Genomic DNA, 22,169 nt, shown 5'->3' with positions numbered 1-22,169 from the left:
CAATCTACTGTTTCATAATTGGTATGTTGTACAATGAGAGAAGAAAGTACATAACAGGTGCTATGCCGCTCTAGTATATGAGGGGGAAAAGGAAATATGAAAAACAGAGGAAGGATCGTCGCGTTTTTGCTACTTATCGTCATTTTGGCATCAACAGTGTTTTCCACGACGAGTCCGATTTTAAAAGATGTCAAGCTAGGTCTTGACTTGCAGGGTGGTTTCGAGGTTCTGTATCAAGTGAAACCATTGAAAGAAGGACAAAAGATTACGGAGTCAACGGTTGCCGATACGGCTCGTGCGTTGACGAATCGTATTGACGTGCTCGGTGTAAACGAACCAAGCATTCAAATCGAATCGAACAACCGAATCCGAGTTCAGCTTGCCGGGGTAGAAGATCAGGAAACTGCCCGCGAATTATTATCCACTCAAGCCAATCTTTCATTCCGTAATGCGGATGATGAATTGATGCTCGACGGTAATGATTTGAAAGAAGGTAAAGCAAAAGCCAATTTCGATGAAAACAACAACCCAGTTGTTACATTGGAAATGAAAGATCCGAATAAATTTGGAGAAGTTACATCTAAAATTGCAGCAATGAAGCCGAACAACATGCTCGTTATTTGGTTGGACTTCATTGAAGGCGAAAGTTCCTTTGCTGAAGAAGCCGCAAAACCGGAGCCTGCTTTTATCTCAGCTCCGTATGTGTCTAAGACCATCAACTCTTCAAATGTTGAAATCTCAGGTAACTTCTCTATTGAAGAGACGAAAAACCTGGCGGGCATTTTGAACGCAGGTGCATTACCTGTTGATTTAGAGGAAATTTACTCGACTTCTGTCGGTGCACAATTTGGTGAACAAGCACTGGATAAAACGATATTTGCTGGAATTGTCGGTGTCAGCTTAGTCTTTATCTTTATGGCACTATATTACCGTTTGCCAGGGCTAATCGCAGTCGTCACACTTTCTGTTTATATCTTCTTGATTTTGCTAGTGTTCACATTAATCAATGGTGTGTTGACACTACCAGGTATCGCGGCATTAATGCTCGGGGTCGGTATGGCAGTCGATGCCAATATTATCACCTATGAGCGGATCAAAGAAGAATTACGTGTCGGAAAATCGGTTAAAACGTCCTTTACGGCAGGAGCGAAGTCCTCGTTCACCGCAATCCTCGATGCGAACGTCACAACACTCCTTGCAGCAGTAGTATTGTTCATTTATGGTACAAGCTCTGTTAAAGGTTTCGCGACAATGCTCATTATTAGTATTTTGGTCAGTTTCCTGACAGCGGTTTGGGGATCTCGTCTATTACTTGGACTACTCGTTCACAGTGGATACCTCGACAATAAAGTTAGCTGGTTTGGACTGAACAAGAAACAAGTCCATTCAGCGGATGAAGGCTATGAAACACTTGATCTCACGACGAAATTTGACCGTTTCGATTTCGTTCATTCAAGAAAACGTTTCTATACTCTTTCTATCGTCTTATTGCTCGTCGGGGCTATCATGCTCGGTGTCTTCAAGCTTAACTTGGGAATCGACTTCTCAGGTGGTACACGCGTGGAAATGCTTGCTGAACAACAGCTCGATGAAACGGACGTAACGAAACTGCTGGAAGAGATCGGTCATCCAACGTCCGACGTTGTCATATCAGGTGACGACAAGAACATTGCGGTTGCCCGATATAAAGAAGACTTCACACAAGAAGAAGTTAATAAAATTAAAAAAGAGTTGTCTGAAGAATATGGTGCAGAGCCAAACGTTTCGACCGTTTCCAATACGGTAGGTAAAGAGCTTGTGCGTAATGCAATCTATGCACTTGCGATTGCCGCTCTAGGTATCATCATCTACGTAGCGTTCCGTTTCGAATGGCGCATGGGTCTAGCGGCAATTATTGGTTTACTGCATGACGCGTTCTTCATGATTGCGATCTTCAGTATTTTGCGACTTGAAGTAGACATCACATTCATTGCGGCGGTACTAACGATTATCGGTTACTCTATCAACGATACGATCGTCACCTTCGACCGAATACGTGAAAACTTGAATCGCTCGAAACATATTAGTACTGACGACGAGTTGGCGGTAATCGTCAATAAATCTTTGCGACAGACACTTGGCCGTTCTGTTAACACGGTTCTGACAGTCATCTTCGTCGTAGTGGCATTGATGGCACTCGGTGCAGAATCGATTCGACCATTCTCTATCGCATTATTGATCGGTTTGCTCGCAGGTACGTATTCTTCCATCTTCATCTCTGCTCAACTTTGGTTCGATCTAAAGAGAAAGCAAATAGCGAAGAGTGGCGGAATGAAAGTAGAAAAAGAGAAAAAACAATGGGGCTCAGACGAACCTGTTGTGTAATACGTTTGAACTATATAAAAAGCAGGGTATACTTCGGTATATCCTGCTTTTTTGAATGGAGGAATGAAGCGTATGAAATTTCAATGGACTGTTCTAGTCGGTTTGTTATTTGCTATGTTGATCGCGGTGTTTGCTGTGTTTAATGTGGAGTCTGTGCCGGTGAATTATTTCTTTGGTACGGAGATGATTCCGCTTGTGTTAATTATTCTTGGCTCGGCATTGCTTGGTGCGATCATTAGTGGTTTTTTGCTATTTATAAGTCGTATCGAAGTGGGCGACGTGTGAAGGAGTTGGAGAAGCAGTTGCATGTGAAGGAAGAGGAGCTGGCGGCGCAGCGTATACAGATGCAGGAGATGGAGGAGCGCATCGATACGTTGATGGAGCCTCCGTTGATTCAGGCGGAGGTTATTCCACCGAAAGAGTTGTATTGAATAGGTGATACCACAGCAGGTTGTGATTTGCGACTTGTTGTGGTTTTTTTGATGGGTGAGTGTGGGTAAATCTACGTTTTTTGCGTGAGTGCGAAATAAGCGGCGTTGGTAGTTGTTCTTGCAAGTACTTTTTTCGATTGGGGATTGGATTTTGGTAGTGGTTTTGCTGGTGACGTGAGTGGAGCGATCATTGGCCCCACTTCGGTGCTGGTGGATGGCTTTCGCGAGGAGCCTGAGACAGGAAGGGCGCCTGTCTTAGTCTCTTCGCTACGCCTACCACTGGCAGCACCTTCGTTGGATAGGGTGAAGGGCAGTTCAGTTAGTTGTTTTCGCAAAGGGGGGAAGGTGAATAGCACTTGCCAGAACCTATTCTGTGGATCAACATCAAACTGAACAGAACGTCTACTGACTTTAATTACTATTTGCCTACTACCTAATCAGTAGAGAATCCAAAACATGATACTATCTATCTTCAGAATCCTATGCGAACTCGTGTAGCTCCCCAATCGATACTCTTCTGCACTTCAGGCTATCCATTAGTCATTTAATCACTTCCACTGCCAGTCTCATAAGAAAGAAAACGATACTAGTCGATCTACGTTCCAGGCGTCCGCCTGGAACGTAGATCGACGGGCCATCCAACTCCCAATCTTCCCATACCGTTTCCTTTCAGTCTCCACCCACATTAGCTATAATAAGAACAGAGGATGTGAAAGCATTGATACAATCCAAAAAAAGATGGCAAATCGATCGGCCAGACGAAGAACTCGTCATCCAGCTCGCGAAAGACTTGAAACTTTCCACGATGCTGACAAAAATACTCGTCGCACGCGGAATCACTACAAGCGAACAAGCAAACGCGTACTTGCACATGGACGAGTCCAACTTGCATGACCCATTTTTATTACATGACATGCAAAAAGCCGTCGATCGCATCCAACATGCAATCGACACACAGCAGCAAATTACAATATATGGAGATTATGACGCGGACGGCGTAACAAGCGTCACGGTGCTAACGACAGCACTCGAACGTCTCGGTGCAAAAGTGGACTTTGCTATTCCGAACCGTTTCGAACACGGCTACGGACCGAATAGCGACTACTTTGAACAACTACATACAGAAGGCACAGAAGTTCTCATTACCGTAGACAATGGGATCTCAGGCATTGAGCAAATCGCATTCGCGAAGTCGCTTGGGATGACGGTCATCGTAACGGATCACCACGAAATGGGCGATGTACTACCTGCGGCGGATGCGGTCATTCATCCACGCCATCCGGAAGGTGAATATCCATTCGGAGAACTCGCGGGTGTCGGAGTGGCGTTCAAACTAGCTTCTGCATTACTTGGAGAACCGCCGCTCGACTTGTTGGAATTCGTAGCAATCGGCACCATCGCGGATCTCGTTCCGTTAGAAGACGAAAATCGTTATATGGTGAAAGAAGGTATCCGCAGACTACGACGCACGCAACGTGCTGGAATTAAAGCGTTGATGCAAGTGAGTGGTCATGAGCAGAACGCTTTATCAGAAGAAACGATTGGCTTTACGATCGGTCCTCGTCTGAATGCTCCAGGCCGACTTGGAGATGCAGATCCAGCGGTCGATTTATTAAAAGCAGAAGATGAGCAGCAAGCGCTCGGAATTGCGCAAGAATTGAATGATTTGAATAAAGAACGGCAACAATTAGTGAAAGAAATCGCAAAAGAAGCGCAAGAGCAAGTGGAAATCCGTTATGGCGATCAGGTGCCTCACGTGTTAGTCATAGAAGGTGAAGGCTGGAATCCGGGTGTCGTCGGCATTGTGTCGTCTAGACTGACTGAGAAATATTACCGTCCTTCCATCATTTTATCGCTTGATCATGAAACAGGAATGGCCAAAGGTTCTGCACGTAGTATTGAGGGCTTTGATTTGTACAAGGAACTGTCGAAGAATGCGTCGATTTTGCCACATTTCGGAGGGCATGCGATGGCTGCCGGGATGTCATTGAAAATCGAGGACGTTGAGTCTTTGCGTTCGAATTTGAATGAACAGGCGAAGGAAGTATTGACAGAAGAAGATTTACAGCCTATTTTATCCATCGACGTGCCACTGGCATTAGATGAAATTGATATTGCCTCCATCGAAGCACTTGAGAAAATCCGACCATTTGGTATGGGATTCCCGAAGCCTGTTTTCTTATTAGAGCAACTTGACACGATCTCAGTTCGTAAAATCGGTTCAGCGAAAGATCATTTGAAGCTTGAAATGGGCGATCGTAGTGACCGTCTAGATGCGATATTTTTCGGAGCGGGAGCATTGGCGGACGAAATGGCACCACAAAGTAAGCTTAGTTTGACGGGTGATTTACAGATCAATGAATGGAACGGCAATAAGAAAGCGCAGTTACTTGTCGAAGATGTGAAATGTGATGAGTGGCAGTTGTTCGATTACCGTGGAATCCGGGAGCCGGCTAGATGGTTGCCAATGATTCCAGACCAAGCACAATTTATCGCGTTCAGTGAAGAGGCAATCCAACATTTCTTGCCGTTCTTTAAAGACATTCCGATTGTTTTGATTGGGCGCGATGAACTTCAACCGTCCTCTTCTATCGTATTGCTTGATATGCCGCAGGCCGAAGAACAGTTGAAGCAAGTGATGGACAAGACGCTTGCGGATCGAGTGTATCTTCATCTACATGTGCATGATTCTATGTACTTTGAAAAGATGCCAGATCGCCAACAATTTGGTTGGTATTACAGCTTTTTGAAAAAGCGTGAGACATTTGATATGTACAATCAAATCGATATGCTTTCCAAACATAAAGGTTGGAAAAAAGATGTGATAAAGTTCATGACAAAAGTGTTTTATGAACTAGAATTTGTTACACTAGAGAATGGTAAGGTGACGATGCTCTCTTCTGCAGGTAAACGTGATTTGGCAGAAGCGCCATCGTATAAAAAACGCCAACAGCAGATTAAACTTGAAGAGTTATTGCTTTATGCTCCGTATCAGGACTTAAAGAAAGTATTCGACTCTTTGCGTGAGACAGAAGCTGTTGAGGAGGAAAAACTGTGGACTTAAAAAAGTTTGTAACGACTGTAGACGATTATCCGAAACCGGGTGTCAGCTTTAAGGACATCACGACGATCATGGATAACGGAGAAGCATATAAATATGCGACAGACCAAATTGTCGAATATGCGAAAGGATTGGACGTAGATATCATCGTGGGGCCAGAAGCACGCGGTTTCATCATCGGATGTCCTGTTGCCTATGCGCTTGAAATCGGTTTTGCACCGGTTCGTAAGCCTGGCAAATTACCACGAGAAACCATTTCAGTCTTTTATGACCTAGAGTATGGACAAGATGAATTAACGATTCACAAAGATGCCATCAAACCTGGCCAACGTGTTCTCGTTGTAGATGATTTACTTGCAACTGGCGGTACAGTCGGTGCAACAGTTGAATTGATTGAGAAACTAGGCGGCGTAGTAGCTGGCTGCGCATTCTTGATTGAACTATCGTACTTGAACGGTCGCGAAAAATTGACGAATGAAAACATTAAGGCATTAATTACGTACTAATTGGGGAATCCTTCGCTTAACGCGGAGGATTCTTGCTATATAGGCACTGGGTTTGATTCGCTTTACATATAGGTGATATTATACATATACTACTAAAAATTATTATCTAAATATTTACGAAATAGGTTGAAAGGGGTAAGTCCATGGCGAAAAATCAAGACCTGACAGAACAAGACATATACGACTTGGTCTCGAAATATATGAACGAAGAACACGTCGAATTCATTAAGCGGGCATATGTGATGGCTGAAAAGTCGCACGAAGGGCAGTTTAGGACTTCAGGTGAAGCGTATATCAACCATCCGATTCAAGTCGCAGGCATTTTGGCGGGTCTTCAAATGGATCCAGAAACGGTCGCAGCGGGCTTCTTACATGATGTGGTAGAGGATACGGATATAAGCCGCGAAGATATTATCCGTGAATTCGGTGATGAAGTCGCGATGCTCGTTGACGGTGTAACGAAGCTTGATAAATTAAAGTTTCGATCCAATGAAGAAAAACAAGCGGAAAACCACCGTAAAATGTTTATCGCAATGGCACAGGATATTCGTGTCATTTTAATTAAACTTGCTGACCGCTTGCATAATATGCGGACATTGAAACATGTTCCAGCAGCGAAGCAACGCCGTGTATCGGAAGAAACGTTGGAGATTTTCTCCCCGCTCGCTCATCGACTCGGAATTTCCACAATCAAATGGGAACTCGAAGATATCGCATTGCGTTATTCCAATCCACAACAATATTACCGTATCGTCAATCTGATGAAGCAAAAGCGGACAGAACGCGAACAGTATTTGAAAGACGTCATGAGTCAGATGCGCGTCGAACTAGATGAAATGGGCATTGCTGCAGAAATTCATGGCAGACCGAAGCATTTGTATTCTATTTATCAAAAGATGGTCATTCAGAAAAAAGAATTCAATGAAATTTATGATCTACTGGCGGTCCGTATTGTCGTAAAAAGCATTAAAGATTGCTATGCGGCACTTGGAATCATCCATACATTGTGGAAGCCAATGCCAGGACGATTCAAGGACTATATCGCGATGCCGAAACAAAATTTGTATCAATCGATTCATACGACAGTTGTTGGACCCGCAGGAGATCCGCTCGAAGTACAAATTCGCACGGAAGAGATGCACCGTATTTCCGAGTTTGGTGTGGCAGCGCACTGGGCGTATAAGGAAGGTAAGCAGGTCGCAAAGCTTTCCAGTGATATTGATTCGAAATTGACATGGTTCCGTGAAATATTGGAAATTCAAAATGAATCTTCCAATGCACAGGAGTTTATGGAGTCTTTGAAGTTCGACTTATTTTCGGACATGGTCTATGTATTTACACCGGACGGAGATGTCGTTGAATTGCCGCAAGGGTCGGTACCAATCGACTTTGCCTATCGTGTGCATTCCGAAATTGGGAACCGAACGACTGGAGCTAAAGTGAATGGTAAAATTGTACCGCTTGATTCGCCGTTGTCGACAGGAGACATCATTGAGATTCTGACATCTAAACAGTCATTTGGCCCAAGCCGTGACTGGTTGAAACTAGCACATACATCCCAAGCGAAAAATAAAATTCGCCAATATTTTAAGAAGCAATTGCGTGACGAAAATATCGACAAAGGTAGCGAGATGATCCAGAAGGAATTAAAAGATGAAGAGTATGATATCAAGGAAGCGTTGAATAAAGAAAATATGCAACGTACCATTGATAAATTCAGCTTTACTTCTGAAGAAGACCTTTACGCTGCAGTCGGTTCTGGTGGTATTACCGCGCAACAAGTAGTCAATCAATTAGCTGAGCGAATGCGCAAGGAACGCGTGAAGAAAGAAACGATTGATAAGATCGTCTCAGACATTCAAACACCAAAGCCAGAGAAACAGACGGAATCAGGTGTAATCGTCAAAGACATCGACAATATGCTGATTCGTATCTCGAAGTGCTGTAATCCAGTACCAGGTGATGAAATCGTTGGATTCATTACACGTGGCCGAGGCGTTTCCGTTCACCGCACTGATTGTCCGAACGTCTTGTCTGAACAAGGTCAGCAAGAACGGATTATTGAAGTCCAATGGGCATTGCAGGATGATCAAGTTCGTAAAGAATTTCAAGTCGATATTGAAATTTCAGCATTCGATCGCCAAGGTTTGCTGAATGAAGTGATGATGGTTGTCGCGGACATGAATACACCGATCACCGCAGTGAGTGGCAAAGCAGACAAAGATGATATCGCGCATATCCATATGTCGATCAAAATCCAAAATATTACGCATTTGCAACGTACCGTCGATAAAATCAAACAAATCAAAGACGTATATTCCGTTGAACGGGTAATGAACTAAATAGGAGGTGTGGACATGCGAGTGTTATTACAGCGTGCGAAAGACGCTTCCGTAACAGTTGGTGGAGAAATAACCGGCTCCATTTCAAATGGTTATGTGTTACTCGTCGGCATCACGCATGACGATACTGAACAAGACGCCAACTATATAGCGAATAAGATTGCCGGCTTGCGTATCTATGAAGATGACGAGGGAAAACTGAATCGTTCAATCAAAGAAGTCGATGGCGCGATTTTGTCGGTTTCCCAGTTTACTTTGTATGGCAATGTACAAAAAGGGCGTCGCCCGAGCTTTATCGAGGCCGCGAAAACCGACGTAGCAGAACCTTTGTGGGAATACTTCAATGAGCAGCTACGCGGACTTGGACTTCACGTGGAAACTGGACAGTTTGGCGCCATGATGGACGTACAGTTGACGAATGATGGTCCTGTTACGTTGATGATTGAGTCTAGGTGAGTGGAGCGGTGGGATCTATGAGCGTTTACGTGGTTTGATAGAGCGTTTGACGTGGATCTATGAGCGGATAACAGGTGCGATAGAGCGGTTGAGACGTTTGATAGAGCGCTGATGGAAGGTAATAGAGCGGTTAAACGTTTTGTATGAGCATTTGCTAGTTCTGCCTCCATACATAATTCATCAAACAAGTTGACAGTAGTAGCGGTTACGACTAACATAGATAGTAATCGAATTAATTCATACACCGATGATGTGGAAAATACCTTTACTACAGGCTGGAAAGAGAATGGGGAACTTGGCTGAAATTCCCTGACAGTACCGTAAAGCGAACAACACCACGGAGGATTCATGCTGAAATTAGTAGGCATGGACGGAACCGGCCGTTATCCGGATTCGAGTGGGCACATTTGTGTCAATTTGGGTGGAACCGCGGAAGCTACAAGCTCTCGTCCCTGTTTTATTAGGGATGGGAGCTTTTTTGTGTTCTCTGAAAGTTCGCCCGTCATCAGATCATCGAAAGGAGTTTTTCTAATGAATTTTAAAGTTCCCCGCGGTACGCAGGATATTCTTCCTGATGTTTCCTGGAAGTGGCAGCGCGTTGAAAAGATCGCTCGTTCGATCTGTGATGTCTACAACTACAAGGAAATCCGCACACCAATTTTTGAACAAACCGAATTATTCCAGCGCACAGTCGGTGATACGACAGATATCGTGCAAAAAGAGATGTACACATTTACAGATCGAGGAGATCGCTCGATGACGTTGCGCCCAGAAGGTACAGCACCTGTCGTGCGTTCATTCGTCGAGCACAAAATGTTCGGCTATGCAGATCAGCCTGTGAAGCTATACTACACAGGTCCAATGTTCCGCTATGAGCGTCAACAAGCTGGCCGTTACCGTCAATTCGTCCAGTTCGGCGTAGAGGCAATCGGCAGTGATGATCCAGCTATCGATGCAGAAGTAATCGAGTTGGCGATGAATATTTATAAGAAAACGGGCTTGTCGGATATCAAACTCGTACTGAACTCACTTGGCGACAAAGAATCACGCGACGCACACCGCGAAGCACTAATTGCACACTTCAGCCCGAACATCGGAGAATTTTGTTCAGACTGCCAAAACCGTTTGGAGAAAAACCCGTTGCGCATTTTGGACTGTAAAGTAGATAGAGAACATCCGTTGATGAAAACAGCCCCTTCATTAGCTGATTATTTGAATGAAGAATCAAGCGCGTACTTCGAAAAAGTGAAGAACTACTTGGACATCGCGGGCATCGAGTACGAATACGATCCGAATCTTGTACGTGGTCTAGATTACTACAACCACACGGCATTCGAGATCATGAGTACGTCTAAAGGTTTCGGTGCAATCACGACACTTTGTGGTGGTGGACGTTACAACGGACTCGCTGAAGAAATCGGCGGCCCACCAGCACCAGGCATCGGCTTCGCCCTCAGTATCGAGCGACTATTACTGGCACTTGAAGCGGAAGAAAAGTCCTTCACAGACGAACCTTCACTCGACGTCTACATCGCCACACTTGGCGACGCAGCACGAGAAAAAGGCTTCGAGATTCTTGGCAAGCTACGCGAAAATGGTTTACGCAGCGAGATGGATTATATGGACCGCAAGATGAAGGCCCAAATGAAGTCCGCTGACCGCTTGAAAGCGCACCACGTCATCGTCATCGGCGAAGACGAAGTGAACGAAAACGTCGTCCAGCTAAAGAACATGGCGGACGGCGAACAGAAAAAAGTAACGGTTGACGAATTGATTGGGGAATTGAAGAAGTAAGAGTATAGATAGCGCATGGGATTTGCGCTTCAGAGGGGACGCTTTCCCGAGGGCTCGCGGTGAGCCAACCAGGTCGCAAGCTCCCTTTGGTTGTCTCACCTGTCGAGCTGATCCTCCGGGAGTCGCCCCTCTTACGCTCCAATCCTACTAAGCAACTTTAGTTACTTCAAGACATTATGAAAGTCAGTAAAAGGATTCTTTTCTATACTTGTACTTTGTTTCAAGTGCAAATATAAGATCCAATTCAAGTACAGTCACAACTTATTTCAAAGTTCTAAGTAGGGATTGGAGTGCAGAGCGGCGACTCCCGCGGGAATAGCATGAGCCTTGAGACCCCGCAGGTAGCGAAGCGGACGAGGAGGCTCAAGCCATGCCCGCAGGAAAGCGTCCGCTCGGAACGGAAATCCCCAACCACAACACTAATTTTACTTTCTACTTAGTCTTTCATCTTAAAAAAATACAAACTCAAACATCAGAAGGGTAGTGTAGACACTATGCAACGCACACATTATTGTGGGAACTTATCAGAACTACAAATCGGAGAAGAAGTCACGCTTAAAGGTTGGGTGCAGAAGCGCCGTGATCTTGGTGGACTGATTTTCATCGACGTCCGCGACCGCGCAGGCATCGTCCAGACAGTCTTCAACCCAGACCTCTCAAAAGAAGCACTCGAAATCGCTGAAACTTTGCGTAACGAATACGTCATCGAAGTTACAGGTCTCGTTATAGAACGTGAAGAACGCACAAAGAACAAAAACATCGCAACGGGCGCAATCGAAGTCCAAGTTGTAGAAGTGAAAGTCATCAACGAAGCGAAGAACCCACCATTTACAATCGAAGACGAAACGGATGTAGGCGAAGAGACGCGCCTGAAGTATCGTTACCTCGATCTTCGTCGTCCTGAACTTGCAAAAGTGTTCAAAATGCGTTCAGATATTACGAAAACGGTTCGTAACTTCTTGGATGATGAAGGATTCTTGGAAGTGGAAACACCAATCCTAACGAAATCTACTCCAGAAGGCGCACGTGACTATTTAGTGCCAAGCCGTGTTCACGAAGGTGAATTCTACGCATTGCCACAGTCACCACAGTTGTTCAAGCAGTTATTGATGGTATCCGGCTTCGACCGTTACTACCAAATCGCTCGTTGTTTCCGCGATGAAGATTTACGTGCAGACCGTCAACCGGAATTCACGCAAATCGATATGGAAATGAGCTTTATGTCAATCGAAGAAATTTTGGAGCTTAACGAACGCTTGATCAAAAAAGTAATGAAAGATGTTAAGCAAGTAGATGTGGAAACACCATTTAAACGTCTTCCATATGATGAAGCAATGAGTCGTTTTGGTTCAGACAAGCCGGACACTCGATTCGGAATGGAATTGACGGACGTATCTGAGATCGTTAAAGATTCTTCATTCAAAGTATTCGCTGGCGCAGTTGAAGCGGGTGGACAGGTGAAGTTGATCAACGTTAAAGGTGCGGCGGAAAAATATTCACGTAAAGATATCGATGCACTTGGCGAATTTGCCAAAGTGTATGGCGCAAAAGGTATGGCATGGTTGAAAGTGACGGAAGACGGCTTTAATGGCCCGATTGCGAAATTCTTCGACGGAGAAATTGGCGAAGCACTTAAAGCAGCTGGCGGCGGAGAACCTGGAGATTTATTCTTGTTCGGAGCTGACAAGAAGTCAGTTGTAGCCGATTCACTTGGCGCATTGCGTCTGAAGTTAGGAAAAGAATTGGACTTGATCGATCAGTCGAAGTATAACTTCCTGTGGGTTACGGATTGGCCGTTATTTGAGTACGATGAGGAAGATGCTCGTTACTACGCAGCGCATCACCCATTCACGATGCCTGCTGACGTGGAAGAATTGAAAACTAGCCCGGAAACTGTAAAAGCACAGGCGTATGACTTAGTGTTGAACGGTTATGAGCTAGGTGGCGGATCATTGCGTATTTATCAACGTGACGTACAAGAAGCCATGTTCAAAGCGCTTGGCTTCACGGATGAGCAAGCGCGCGAGCAATTTGGATTCTTGTTGGATGCGTTTGAATACGGAACGCCTCCACACGGCGGTATTGCGTTCGGTTTAGACCGTATCGTGATGTTGCTTGCTGGATCTACAAACTTGCGTGACACAATCGCATTCCCTAAAACAGCTAGTGCGAGTGACTTATTGACAGAAGCACCAAGTTCTGTTGATGATGCACAGTTGAAAGAACTCGGGATTAAAGTAGTCGCTGAACCGGTAAAAAAGTAAGTAAACAACTATTTTCAAAAGAGTTTATACAAATCGATTGAATTTTTAAAAAGCGTATGATAAGATGAAGTTAGTAGAAATCCTGAAGTGTTCGTCATTTGTAAATTAGTTTTGACCCAACATCTTATCGTCGGGAGTTCAACGTTATAGCTTGGATGACATGCCTTTAATCGGGACGCCAAAAGAGTTATACAGGACACCCACCTGCTTTTAGCGGGTTCAAAGCGATATTCAAAGACGGCACAGTCGGGATTTCACTTTCTAACAACTATTCACCTTCTTGCTTAAGCGAGAAGGTTTTTTATTGTCCAAAATTCAGTTAGTTGCGCGAGTGCAGGTGACTGTTTTAGGATAGAGTGAATACAATTTATCATAAAGGATGCGGTATAGATGTTACATCAATTTTCGAGAAATGAGTTATCTATTGGTACAGAAGGCGTAGAGAGAATGAAAGGTAAGACGGTGGCGATTTTAGGTGTCGGTGGAGTTGGTTCATTCGCAGCTGAAGCATGCGCGCGCACTGGGGTTGGGCGTATTATCTTAGTCGATAAAGACACGATCGATATTACCAATATCAACCGCCAACTAGTTGCTTATTTGTCGACGGTAGGGCGTTCGAAATCAGCTGTCATGAAAGAAAGAATTGCGGATATTAACGCAGAGTGTGAAGTGATTGATCTACATATGTTCTACACGGAGGAAACGTCCGAAGAATTCTTCTCGTACAAGCCCGATTATGTCATTGATGCATCGGATACGATTAGCTATAAAATTCATTTGATCCAGCAATGTCTCGAGCGTGGAATTAAAGTAATCTCGAGTATGGGAGCTGCTAATAAAACAGATCCGACTCGTTTCCAAATTGCGGATATTTCGAAAACGCATACGGATCCATTAGCAAAAGTGATGCGTCTTCGTTTGCGTAAGCTTGGAATTCCTAAAGGTGTGCCTGTCGTATTTTCCGATGAAAGCCCAATTGTCGTACGGGAAGACGTCCTTGAAACGGTGGGGAATGCCGATGCATCGATACGAAAAGCACAAATGCCTCCAGCTTCCAATGCATTTTGTCCATCAGTCGCGGGTTTAATTCTTGCCAGTTGGGTATTAAATGATATAGTGGCAGATATTCCAGTGGAACGTGTCAATGATGCTAAATAAAGGAGAGGTCAACCATGAAATCAACTGAAATGATCATTAACGGAAAACGACTTGGCGCGGATCTACCGCAAATCGAAGTAGTGAATCCTTCAACGGGTGAGACAATCGGTGCTGTGCCTAAAGGCGGCAAAGCGGAAGCAACGCAAGCAGTAGACGCGGCTTCTGCAGCATTTTCAGGCTGGGCAGCATTGTCAGCGTATGAGCGCAGTGCGTATTTAATGAAATGGCATGCGTTGATTGAGAAAAATGAAGAAAGCGTAGCCGACACAATGACGACTGAGCAAGGAAAGCCGTTAGCGGAAGCACTTGGTGAAATGCGTTATTCGAATGGATACATCAGCTGGTTTGCAGAAGAAGGCAAGCGGATTTATGGTGAAACCATTCCGGCTACGCAATCCAATAAGCGGATGTTCGTGCAAAAGCAACCAGTCGGCGTCATCGCATCGATTACGCCATGGAATTTCCCAGCGGCTATGATTGCTCGTAAAGTCGCCCCGGCTCTTGCAGCAGGCTGTACGGTCGTCATGAAGCCGGCTTCTCAGACTCCGCTAACTGCAATTCGTTTAATAGAGCTAGCACAAGAAGCGGGTATTCCGGACGGTGTGCTTAACATCGTAACTGGCAGTGCGAGTGAAATTGCAGAAGCATGGCAAGAAGACGGTCGTGTGCGCAAGCTGACGTTTACAGGATCTACTGAAATCGGTAAGACATTGATGAAAGGTGCAGCCGATACGATGAAGAAGATTTCATTGGAACTCGGTGGACAGGCACCCGCGATTATTATGGCTGACGCGGATCTTGATAAAGCAGTAGATGGCGTCATCGCGGCGAAATTCCGCAATGCCGGACAAACGTGTGTCTGTGCTAACCGTATTTATGTTCATTCATCAATCGCGGAGGAATTCACAACGCGCATTGCAGAGAAAACGAAGAGATTGAAAGTCGGCGACGGCAAAGAAGAAGGCGTCGTAATTGGTCCGTTAATTGACCAGGATGCAATCGATAAAGTGGATGAGCATGTGCAAGATGCAAAATCTAAAGGGGCAACAGTCGTTACGGGCGGTGAACATATCGAAGGGTTATTCTATCAACCAACTGTCTTAAAAGGTGTAACGGACGATATGCTTTGTATGGAAGAAGAAACATTCGGCCCGGTATTGCCGATTGCGACGTTTGAGACACAAGAAGAAGTGATCAAGCGTGCGAATGACACTGTATTTGGACTAGCATCATACGTCTTCACGGAGAACATCACACGAGGTATTCAGATTTGTGAAGCGTTAGATTATGGTATCGTGGGTCTGAATGACGGCTTGCCATCTGCACCACAAGCTCCGTTTGGCGGCTTTAAACAAAGTGGCCTTGGACGTGAAGGTGGACATCAAGGTATGGATGAATATCTAGAAGTGAAATATATTTCTTTAGGTTTATAATAAAAAAGGAAGCAACAAGACAGAGCCGTACTCTGCCTTGTTGCTTTTTTAGTTGGTTTGAAATTCGCGTAAAATGCTATTGCCGTCAAGTACTTTAAAATGCGCTGTCATCGTGCTATTTTGTACACTGTCAGCCGCGACCCGATGCCCGAATTCCGGGACATAGACACGATCTAATCCGAAGTTTACGATGTAATGATCGTTTTGACGATACTCTCGATCGGTCGTCTGCGCCAACCAACCCATTAAATAGACACCTCCAGCCGGTTTTTTGTCAGTCAATGAAACCAATTCAGTGACACCATCTTTTTGTTCTAATACGCCAAATACTCGCGTCTGGCCGATTTCATCCGGTTTTTTTAATGCTGTCACTAAACTAGGAGTCATGCGTTCCTTTGGTACTTTTTCGACGTCGTAGCGAAGCATGACATAATTTTCGTTTGCGTCTTGCTCGGTAATCGTTTCTGATTGGAGATAGATATCCGTGCCGTTTTGGATCGTTGTGAAGTAAGGAACCGTGAGACTGGCTAAGATGAGTAAGGGAATTATGAAGAGTATAGATATACTGAATTTACTATGCTTGGGGCCCACTTCAAAGTCACCGCCTTTTCTGCATTTTTCATAAAAAGTGTACTTCTTATGTACAGATAGCATGTGCCGTTTATGTGTATTTTAGTAATTAATTACCCAGTTTATTTATTTCGGAAACCTTTCACAGTTGTTTTGAATAAATTCACGTTGGATTGGGTGTAGGGCAGTTTGGGTAGTTGTTTTTACTCCTGGAAGTTCTGTTGGATTACGTTTCTGTTAAGAGAGCGTAAGAAGCGGCGGTGGGTTGTTGTTCTTGCACGTGCTTTTCTTTTTCCTGTTCAATCAGGAGTTGGTTGTTTAGCTGGCGGTGTAAGTGGAGAGTTCATTGTCTCCACTCCGGCGCTAGTGGATGGCTTTCGCGAGGAGCCATAGACAGGAAGTTCGCCTGTCTTTGTCTCCTCGCTACGCCTACCACAGCAGTCGCCTTCGTTGTATAGTGTGTAGGGCAGTTCGTAGACTTCTTTCGCTAGAGATACAAAATAGATATCACGATGTCACTGATCTTCTTCCTATTAGAACTACAACCAGAATAACTACCACTTAGTAGCGCAGGCACAACTGCGGGGTAGGCCGTGGCCAGGAGACAACTGGCAAGCACCACCGCCAGCTGGCTCTAGGCTGTAGGCAATCCCCCACGTGCCTGCGCGAGTCCGGAAAGTGAACACTCACTAACTTCAGTCCCCAACAACCAGTCGAGCAACGACCCCAAGAAAAAGTGACAAAAGCCTGCAGCCGCCTAGTCTTTCCATCAACCGCGTTCTAGGTTGGGTAAGGTACGCAATTTATCATTCTTAGAACCACAAACAAAATACCACTCAGCAGCGCAGATCAGCGGTGTCTAATTACTACATTACTATGTATGTAACCACAAAAAAACTGCCGCAAGAAGTCGCGATGACTCTTACGGCAGTGCTTTTATTAAATCAATAACCCGAACAACGTACTGTCCTTGTTCACTTCTTTATAAGGGAATCCATTCTTCTCCATGCGTGCAATCAGGCCATTATAGTCTTCCTTGTGCTTAATCTCAATTCCGACTAGACCTGGACCGCTCTCTTTGTTATTCTTCTTCGTATACTCAAACATCGTAATATCGTCATCCGGTCCAAGCACGCCGTCAAGAAACTGGCGTAGTGCACCTGCACGTTGTGGGAAGTCTACGAGGAAATAATACAGCAAGCCTTCGTAAATCATCGATTTCTCTTTGATTTCCTGCATTCTACCGATATCGTTGTTTCCACCGCTGATCACACAGACGACGCACTTGCCTTTGATTTCATTTTTATAGAAATCCAGGGCTGCGATCGGGAGGGCACCTGCTGGCTCGGCGATGATCGCGTGTTCATTGTATAGATCGAGAATTGCCGTACATACTTTACCTTCAGGGACGCTGACGATGTTTTCGAGATAGTTATTGCAAATGTCGTAATTCAGATTGCCTACGCATTTGACAGCCGCGCCATCGACGAATTTATCAATCGTTGCCAGGGGAACGACCTTTTGTGCGTCGATAGAAGCCTTCATGCTCGCTGCACCTGCTGGCTCTGCACCGATCATTTTCGTATGCAGAGACAGGTTTTTAATGTACGTGCTGATTCCCGACATCAATCCGCCACCACCGATACTTGCAAATACGTAATCAATCGGCTCTTCGATATCGTTCATGATCTCAACAGCTACCGTCCCTTGTCCGGCGATAATATCCTTGTCATTGAATGGATGGATGAAAATACGCTTTTCTTTTTCCATCAATTCGACCGCGCTTTCAAAACAATCATCGAACGTATCTCCGACTAAAATAATTTCAATACGATCGCGTCCGAACATTTTCACCATATTTACTTTTTGTCTAGGAGTTGTTTGAGGCATGAAGATCTTGCCATCAATGTCCAGGTTTGCACATGCGAACGCTACGCCTTGTGCATGGTTTCCTGCACTCGCACAGACAATTCCTTTTTTACGTGCTTCTGTTTCGATGCGTTTCATCTTATAATAAGCACCGCGCAATTTAAAGGAACGGACATGTTGCAAATCTTCCCGCTTAATATACACATGGCAGTCATACTTTTCCGATAGACGATCATTTTTCTGTAAAGGCGTATGCGCTACGATGTCTTTCAGCAGCTGATTAGCAATTAAGATATCTTCTACTTGAACACTTGGAGTTTCCATTTTTTTCACCTTCATAACTTATCATCTAACCTCCGTTATTGAGTCAACGTTTACTCATAATAACATGAAAAAAACTGAATGAACACACGAAAGTTCTAAATTGTGTGTTTATTTTAAAAATAGTGACTTTATTGGGAACTTTCTGTGAATGTAAGCGGTTACTGGATTGACAAGGGATTTCAATAAATAGGGTGGATCAAACATTTATGTAGTAATGGAGCATTTCGCTATCTTGCAATAGCATTGGAAAAATATTAATTTAAATAAAACATGTAGATTTTTGTTCTGTTTATACACAAATATGTGGTGTTTAATTCGTAAACAGAAGGGAAAACTAATGAGTGAGGGACTAACCACCAGAAAGGAAGCGTTTATTCATGCAGAAATGGGACAGTAGACCAGAAAAGCCGGATAATATGCAATGGACGGTGTTTGTCGTAACTCTTGTCATCATCGCAGCTGTAATAGTATATGGATTGATGATGTAAAGAGGCAAGAAATGGTATGTCACGATATCGACATGCCATTTTTATTTTCATTTTTTATAATACCTTCATTCGTCGCGCTCTTTTGGATTCTATCGCAAAATAACAGATTTCGTCTGAAAAGAGTGACAAATCTGACTACGCTGTTATATATTAGTCTTAAGAAAAGTTACTGTATCAGTACAGTGAATCACAAAAACGAATGGGGGAATAAACGATGAAAAAGAACACAGAGCAGAAAAGACAAATGGTGGAAAAGGTTTGTACGGAATGTGGGAACCAGTTCAAGGAAAAGCAAGAGTCTGTAATGTACGAATGCGAGCGTTGTGTCGGACGACATGAAGAATAATAAAAAATCCTATGCTCCCCCATACGGAGCGTAGGATTTTTTTGCGTTGAAGAAGAGAGAGTATACACTACAGATAATGAATTCCGTTAAATTGTATCAAACATCTACATATAAGGGTTTAAACTTACTCTATATAAGTTGAACAAAAGAAGAATTGATCCCGTGTTCGCTGTAGATTTCCGGTGTTCTCGTTACACGAAAATCGAGTTCATTAACTCATATCACAGAACTTTGAATGATTAATGTTTTAGAAAAACTAAGAGTGGTATAGAATGATAAGGTGTATTTAGTTTGTTGGAGAGGAGGATGTGTGTATGGCGTACATTGGTTTATTATTAATAGCAATCTCAGTATTGATAGTGGCCATCTACCTTTCATTGTTACTAACGAAGTCTTCGAACTTATTGCTGACAGTTATGGGAACAGTAAAAGGGGTAGAGGCAGAGCTCGATAAGAGCATTGAGCAATTATATGGAACTTTAAATGAGACTGAACAACTGGCGACAGATGTTCAAGTGAAACTCGCTGCAACGACGCCTATGTTTTCTACTATTGAAAATATCGGACGTTCAAGCCAGTACTTGAGTGAAGAAGTAAACAAGCGGACAAGACAATTTGAAGAGGATGGTTCTCTTCCAGGAACGGAAAAATTCGTTCAAGCCATCCAATATGGAGAGTTTGGTGTCCAAGTTTACGATTCATGGCAACGTGGCAAGAAGAGCTTAAAAAATACGTAAAAGGAAATGAGGGTTGAGAATGGATCTCGTTGGAATTGGCGTCATACTCATCGGTATCGCCTTCGTCATTTTGGCTATCTATTTCGCTAAGGTATTACAACAAGTCGGAAATATTCTACACGACGTCGATAAGACTGTAGGGGCGCTTCCGAAACAACTTGATGGTATTTTGGACGAAACAGGAAATTTAATTAAAAACAGTAATGATTCATTAGCAGATATCAATACAAAAATTGAAAACCTGACTCCATTGTTCCAAGTAATCGGTGACCTTGGAGAATCTACACACCAACTTACTTCTTCGTTAGTGGATGTCTCATCTTCTGTTCAACAAAAAGGAGACCACACAGACACATCAGAGCAAAACAAGAAACTAGGTAACATCTACGGTTCAGCCATGTTAGGCTATTACATCTTTAAGAAGCGCAAGCAATCTGTGAATGCTGCTAAGGATCGTGCAGAACAAGGTGTTCCACAAAAAAAGTTACCAGCACCGGAAAACGCGTCATTTTAAGTGCTGACAAAGACTGAAGATCAATCCCAGTGGGGCTTGAGCTTCAGTCTTTTTTAGGTTTTGTCGAGTTGTGGTAAAAGTTAAGTTTATGAGTAAGAAAAGTAGAGCTATGTCTGATAGATAAAGGTATATGGTGTTAAATGGAAAATTTATAATTAAACAACAGAAAAAATGTTATTATATTAAGTATTAATCATTAATAGTTGAAGGAATAATATGGAGTTAGTAAAAGAATCTGTAGTCAGCGTGAAACGATTTCTCTTAAGTCTGCTATTCAATGTCATTCTTGGTGCTTTTAAAAACGCAAAGAATAGCTTTGTAGTATTACAGTATTTTGATAAGTTTTGGACAAATTGGGTGTTGTTTATTTCTTTTTAGACAATTAATTTTGGATTCTAGAGAAAGTGCATTATACCAAATGAGCCATTTAGTTTTATGGGGAATAATGTTAATATAAAATATTTTTTCTGAAAAGGGGTTTAATTATGAAGTTGGAAGTGATGTTGAGTATTTTTCTTGTAGTAGTTTTAACAGCTTGTTCATCCACCACTCAAAAAGTAGTTTCAGATGAAGTGGTTTTTTATGGAGAGGGGAAGTATTGGAATGCAAGCTACATATACGATCCAGTATTATATGAGGCGGAAAAGGTGAACTGGGTTGAAATAGAATTAAAAGATTTAGAATTATCTCGGGAGGATATAAATAATATTAATATAGAACTCGAAGGTGACGATGGCTTGATTACGGGGGTTGTTGAAGATATGAAGACGAAATTTGAAGGTAACAAAATTTCCTTTTTAGTGGGGACCGTTAATAATGAGACATTTGAGGAAGATGAATATAGAATCACTATAAAATTCAAAGATAAGCAAGATAGTATAAAACTAAATAAAAAATAACTACTAAATTGAACTAACGATGGCGATTGCAGTACACGGTTTCTATGCAGTAATGTAGCTGATCTATATTTCGGATGGCGACTCCCGTGTAGGAAAACGTTTGCTTCTACTCTTGAAACATAAAAAGAGCTGTTCATAAAGTCTTTACAAGACTCTCTGAACAGCTCTTCCACTTACGGTCGCATCTTCTTAAGTTCTTTACGCTGCTGCATCAAATAAAATGCCAGTGTAGCGACTCCATACAACCCTTTATATTCTTTCTCGCGAACAAACTCACTCGCATTCCCAACACGATCCTTAAAGCGAATCGTCGTATCGAGTGCGGCAGTCGTCACTTCACGTGAAGCCTCGCCAACATCTCCAACAATCTGGAAGACCGGTGTCACTTCATAAATCTGTTTGTTTACATTACTAATCGTATCATTCGTTGTATGAAGAATTTGCTGTGTTTGACCCGTAACTTCTGCTACCGTTGACGGCAGGGTATCGGTCGTCTTCTTGACACTTTCCAATACTTCGGTCAATTTTCCAAGTGGTTTAATTAACACGATTGCGACAATAATTAGCGCGATGCCGATGAGCAATACGCCTATTCCTAGTACCCAATCCATCA

At 43.4% G+C, this 22,169-nt stretch carries 18 protein-coding genes, 1 other RNA gene and 1 other annotated feature; of the genes, 16 read left to right on the top strand and 3 right to left on the bottom strand.

The window, feature by feature from the left end; genetic code table 11:
- The first annotated feature begins 96 nt into the window (after nucleotides 1–96).
- From secDF to CSV72_RS04205, 12 genes are all read left to right on the top strand, one after another.
- On the top strand, nucleotides 97–2,364 hold the full coding sequence (gene secDF, locus CSV72_RS04255; protein ID WP_099677278.1) for a protein translocase subunit SecDF: 2,268 nt from the start codon (nucleotides 97–99) through the stop codon (nucleotides 2,362–2,364).
- 72 nt (nucleotides 2,365–2,436) lie between these two features.
- On the top strand, nucleotides 2,437–2,649 hold the full coding sequence (locus CSV72_RS16995; RefSeq protein ID WP_233191074.1) for a LapA family protein: 213 nt from the start codon (nucleotides 2,437–2,439) through the stop codon (nucleotides 2,647–2,649).
- On the top strand, nucleotides 2,646–2,795 hold the full coding sequence (locus CSV72_RS16990; protein ID WP_233191073.1) for a hypothetical protein: 150 nt from the start codon (nucleotides 2,646–2,648) through the stop codon (nucleotides 2,793–2,795). The genes CSV72_RS16995 and CSV72_RS16990 overlap by 4 nt, the downstream gene beginning before the upstream one ends.
- 718 nt (nucleotides 2,796–3,513) lie before the next feature.
- Nucleotides 3,514–5,859: a single-stranded-DNA-specific exonuclease RecJ gene (gene recJ / locus CSV72_RS04245; RefSeq protein WP_099677277.1), complete on the top strand. Its 2,346-nt coding sequence runs from the start codon at nucleotides 3,514–3,516 to the stop codon at nucleotides 5,857–5,859.
- Nucleotides 5,850–6,362 carry an adenine phosphoribosyltransferase gene (locus CSV72_RS04240; protein WP_085130996.1) on the top strand — a complete coding sequence of 171 codons (513 nt, stop codon included), beginning with the start codon at nucleotides 5,850–5,852 and terminating at the stop codon, nucleotides 6,360–6,362. Before recJ ends, CSV72_RS04240 begins: the two co-directional genes overlap by 10 nt.
- Before the next feature lie 143 nt (nucleotides 6,363–6,505).
- On the top strand, nucleotides 6,506–8,704 hold the full coding sequence (locus tag CSV72_RS04235) for a RelA/SpoT family protein (protein ID WP_099677276.1): 2,199 nt from the start codon (nucleotides 6,506–6,508) through the stop codon (nucleotides 8,702–8,704).
- A gap of 15 nt (nucleotides 8,705–8,719) precedes the next feature.
- A complete protein-coding gene (gene dtd / locus CSV72_RS04230) occupies nucleotides 8,720–9,160 on the top strand; it encodes a D-aminoacyl-tRNA deacylase (RefSeq protein ID WP_099634431.1) in 441 nt (146 codons plus the stop codon).
- Nucleotides 9,161–9,398: 238 nt separating this feature from the next.
- Nucleotides 9,399–9,617, top strand: a binding site (T-box leader).
- Between the two features lie 74 nt (nucleotides 9,618–9,691).
- The gene (gene hisS, locus CSV72_RS04225) at nucleotides 9,692–10,954 is read left to right on the top strand and encodes a histidine--tRNA ligase (RefSeq protein ID WP_099677275.1); all 1,263 of its coding nucleotides are present in this window, start codon (nucleotides 9,692–9,694) and stop codon (nucleotides 10,952–10,954) included.
- Between the two features lie 494 nt (nucleotides 10,955–11,448).
- Nucleotides 11,449–13,218 carry an aspartate--tRNA ligase gene (gene aspS, locus CSV72_RS04220; RefSeq protein ID WP_099677274.1) on the top strand — a complete coding sequence of 590 codons (1,770 nt, stop codon included), beginning with the start codon at nucleotides 11,449–11,451 and terminating at the stop codon, nucleotides 13,216–13,218.
- A gap of 76 nt (nucleotides 13,219–13,294) precedes the next feature.
- Nucleotides 13,295–13,475: non-coding RNA, 6S RNA (ssrS, locus tag CSV72_RS04215), on the top strand.
- Nucleotides 13,476–13,608: 133 nt separating this feature from the next.
- Nucleotides 13,609–14,376, top strand: coding sequence for a tRNA threonylcarbamoyladenosine dehydratase (locus CSV72_RS04210; RefSeq protein WP_099634434.1), 768 nt, complete (start codon nucleotides 13,609–13,611; stop codon nucleotides 14,374–14,376).
- Nucleotides 14,377–14,390: 14 nt separating this feature from the next.
- Complete coding sequence (locus tag CSV72_RS04205; RefSeq protein ID WP_099677273.1) at nucleotides 14,391–15,809, top strand: NAD-dependent succinate-semialdehyde dehydrogenase; 1,419 nt, start codon at nucleotides 14,391–14,393, stop codon at nucleotides 15,807–15,809.
- Nucleotides 15,810–15,857: 48 nt separating this feature from the next.
- Here the strand turns inward: CSV72_RS04205 and CSV72_RS04200 are convergent, their stop codons facing one another.
- Both CSV72_RS04200 and ilvA read right to left on the bottom strand, forming a co-directional pair.
- Complete coding sequence (locus CSV72_RS04200; protein ID WP_158232147.1) at nucleotides 15,858–16,400, bottom strand: GDYXXLXY domain-containing protein; 543 nt, start codon at nucleotides 16,398–16,400, stop codon at nucleotides 15,858–15,860.
- 918 nt (nucleotides 16,401–17,318) lie between these two features.
- Nucleotides 17,319–18,587 carry a threonine ammonia-lyase IlvA gene (ilvA, locus tag CSV72_RS04195; protein ID WP_099677271.1) on the bottom strand — a complete coding sequence of 423 codons (1,269 nt, stop codon included), beginning with the start codon at nucleotides 18,585–18,587 and terminating at the stop codon, nucleotides 17,319–17,321.
- 687 nt (nucleotides 18,588–19,274) lie between these two features.
- On the opposite strand from ilvA, the gene yhfH reads away from it, so the two are divergent.
- The 4 genes from yhfH to CSV72_RS04170 all read left to right on the top strand — a co-directional run bounded on the left by yhfH (nucleotide 19,275) and on the right by CSV72_RS04170 (nucleotide 21,556).
- Nucleotides 19,275–19,406, top strand: a complete 132-nt coding sequence (gene yhfH, locus CSV72_RS04185) for a protein YhfH (protein WP_099627541.1) — start codon at nucleotides 19,275–19,277, stop codon at nucleotides 19,404–19,406.
- A gap of 314 nt (nucleotides 19,407–19,720) precedes the next feature.
- The gene (locus CSV72_RS04180; RefSeq protein WP_099677269.1) at nucleotides 19,721–20,143 is read left to right on the top strand and encodes a DUF948 domain-containing protein; all 423 of its coding nucleotides are present in this window, start codon (nucleotides 19,721–19,723) and stop codon (nucleotides 20,141–20,143) included.
- Nucleotides 20,144–20,162: 19 nt separating this feature from the next.
- Nucleotides 20,163–20,657, top strand: coding sequence for a DUF948 domain-containing protein (locus CSV72_RS04175; protein WP_233191072.1), 495 nt, complete (start codon nucleotides 20,163–20,165; stop codon nucleotides 20,655–20,657).
- 485 nt (nucleotides 20,658–21,142) lie between these two features.
- Nucleotides 21,143–21,556, top strand: coding sequence for a hypothetical protein (locus CSV72_RS04170; protein WP_099677267.1), 414 nt, complete (start codon nucleotides 21,143–21,145; stop codon nucleotides 21,554–21,556).
- Between the two features lie 173 nt (nucleotides 21,557–21,729).
- Here the strand turns inward: CSV72_RS04170 and CSV72_RS04165 are convergent, their stop codons facing one another.
- The gene (locus tag CSV72_RS04165; RefSeq protein ID WP_099677266.1) at nucleotides 21,730–22,167 is read right to left on the bottom strand and encodes a DUF948 domain-containing protein; all 438 of its coding nucleotides are present in this window, start codon (nucleotides 22,165–22,167) and stop codon (nucleotides 21,730–21,732) included.
- Between the last annotated feature and the right edge of the window lie 2 nt (nucleotides 22,168–22,169).

The organism is Sporosarcina sp. P20a, assembly GCF_002743175.1.
In the GTDB taxonomy this organism is placed as follows: Bacteria; Bacillota; Bacilli; order Bacillales_A; family Planococcaceae; genus Sporosarcina.
The sequence above is the reverse complement of the archived record's forward strand: the minus strand, read 5'-3'. Positions and strand labels throughout refer to the sequence as shown.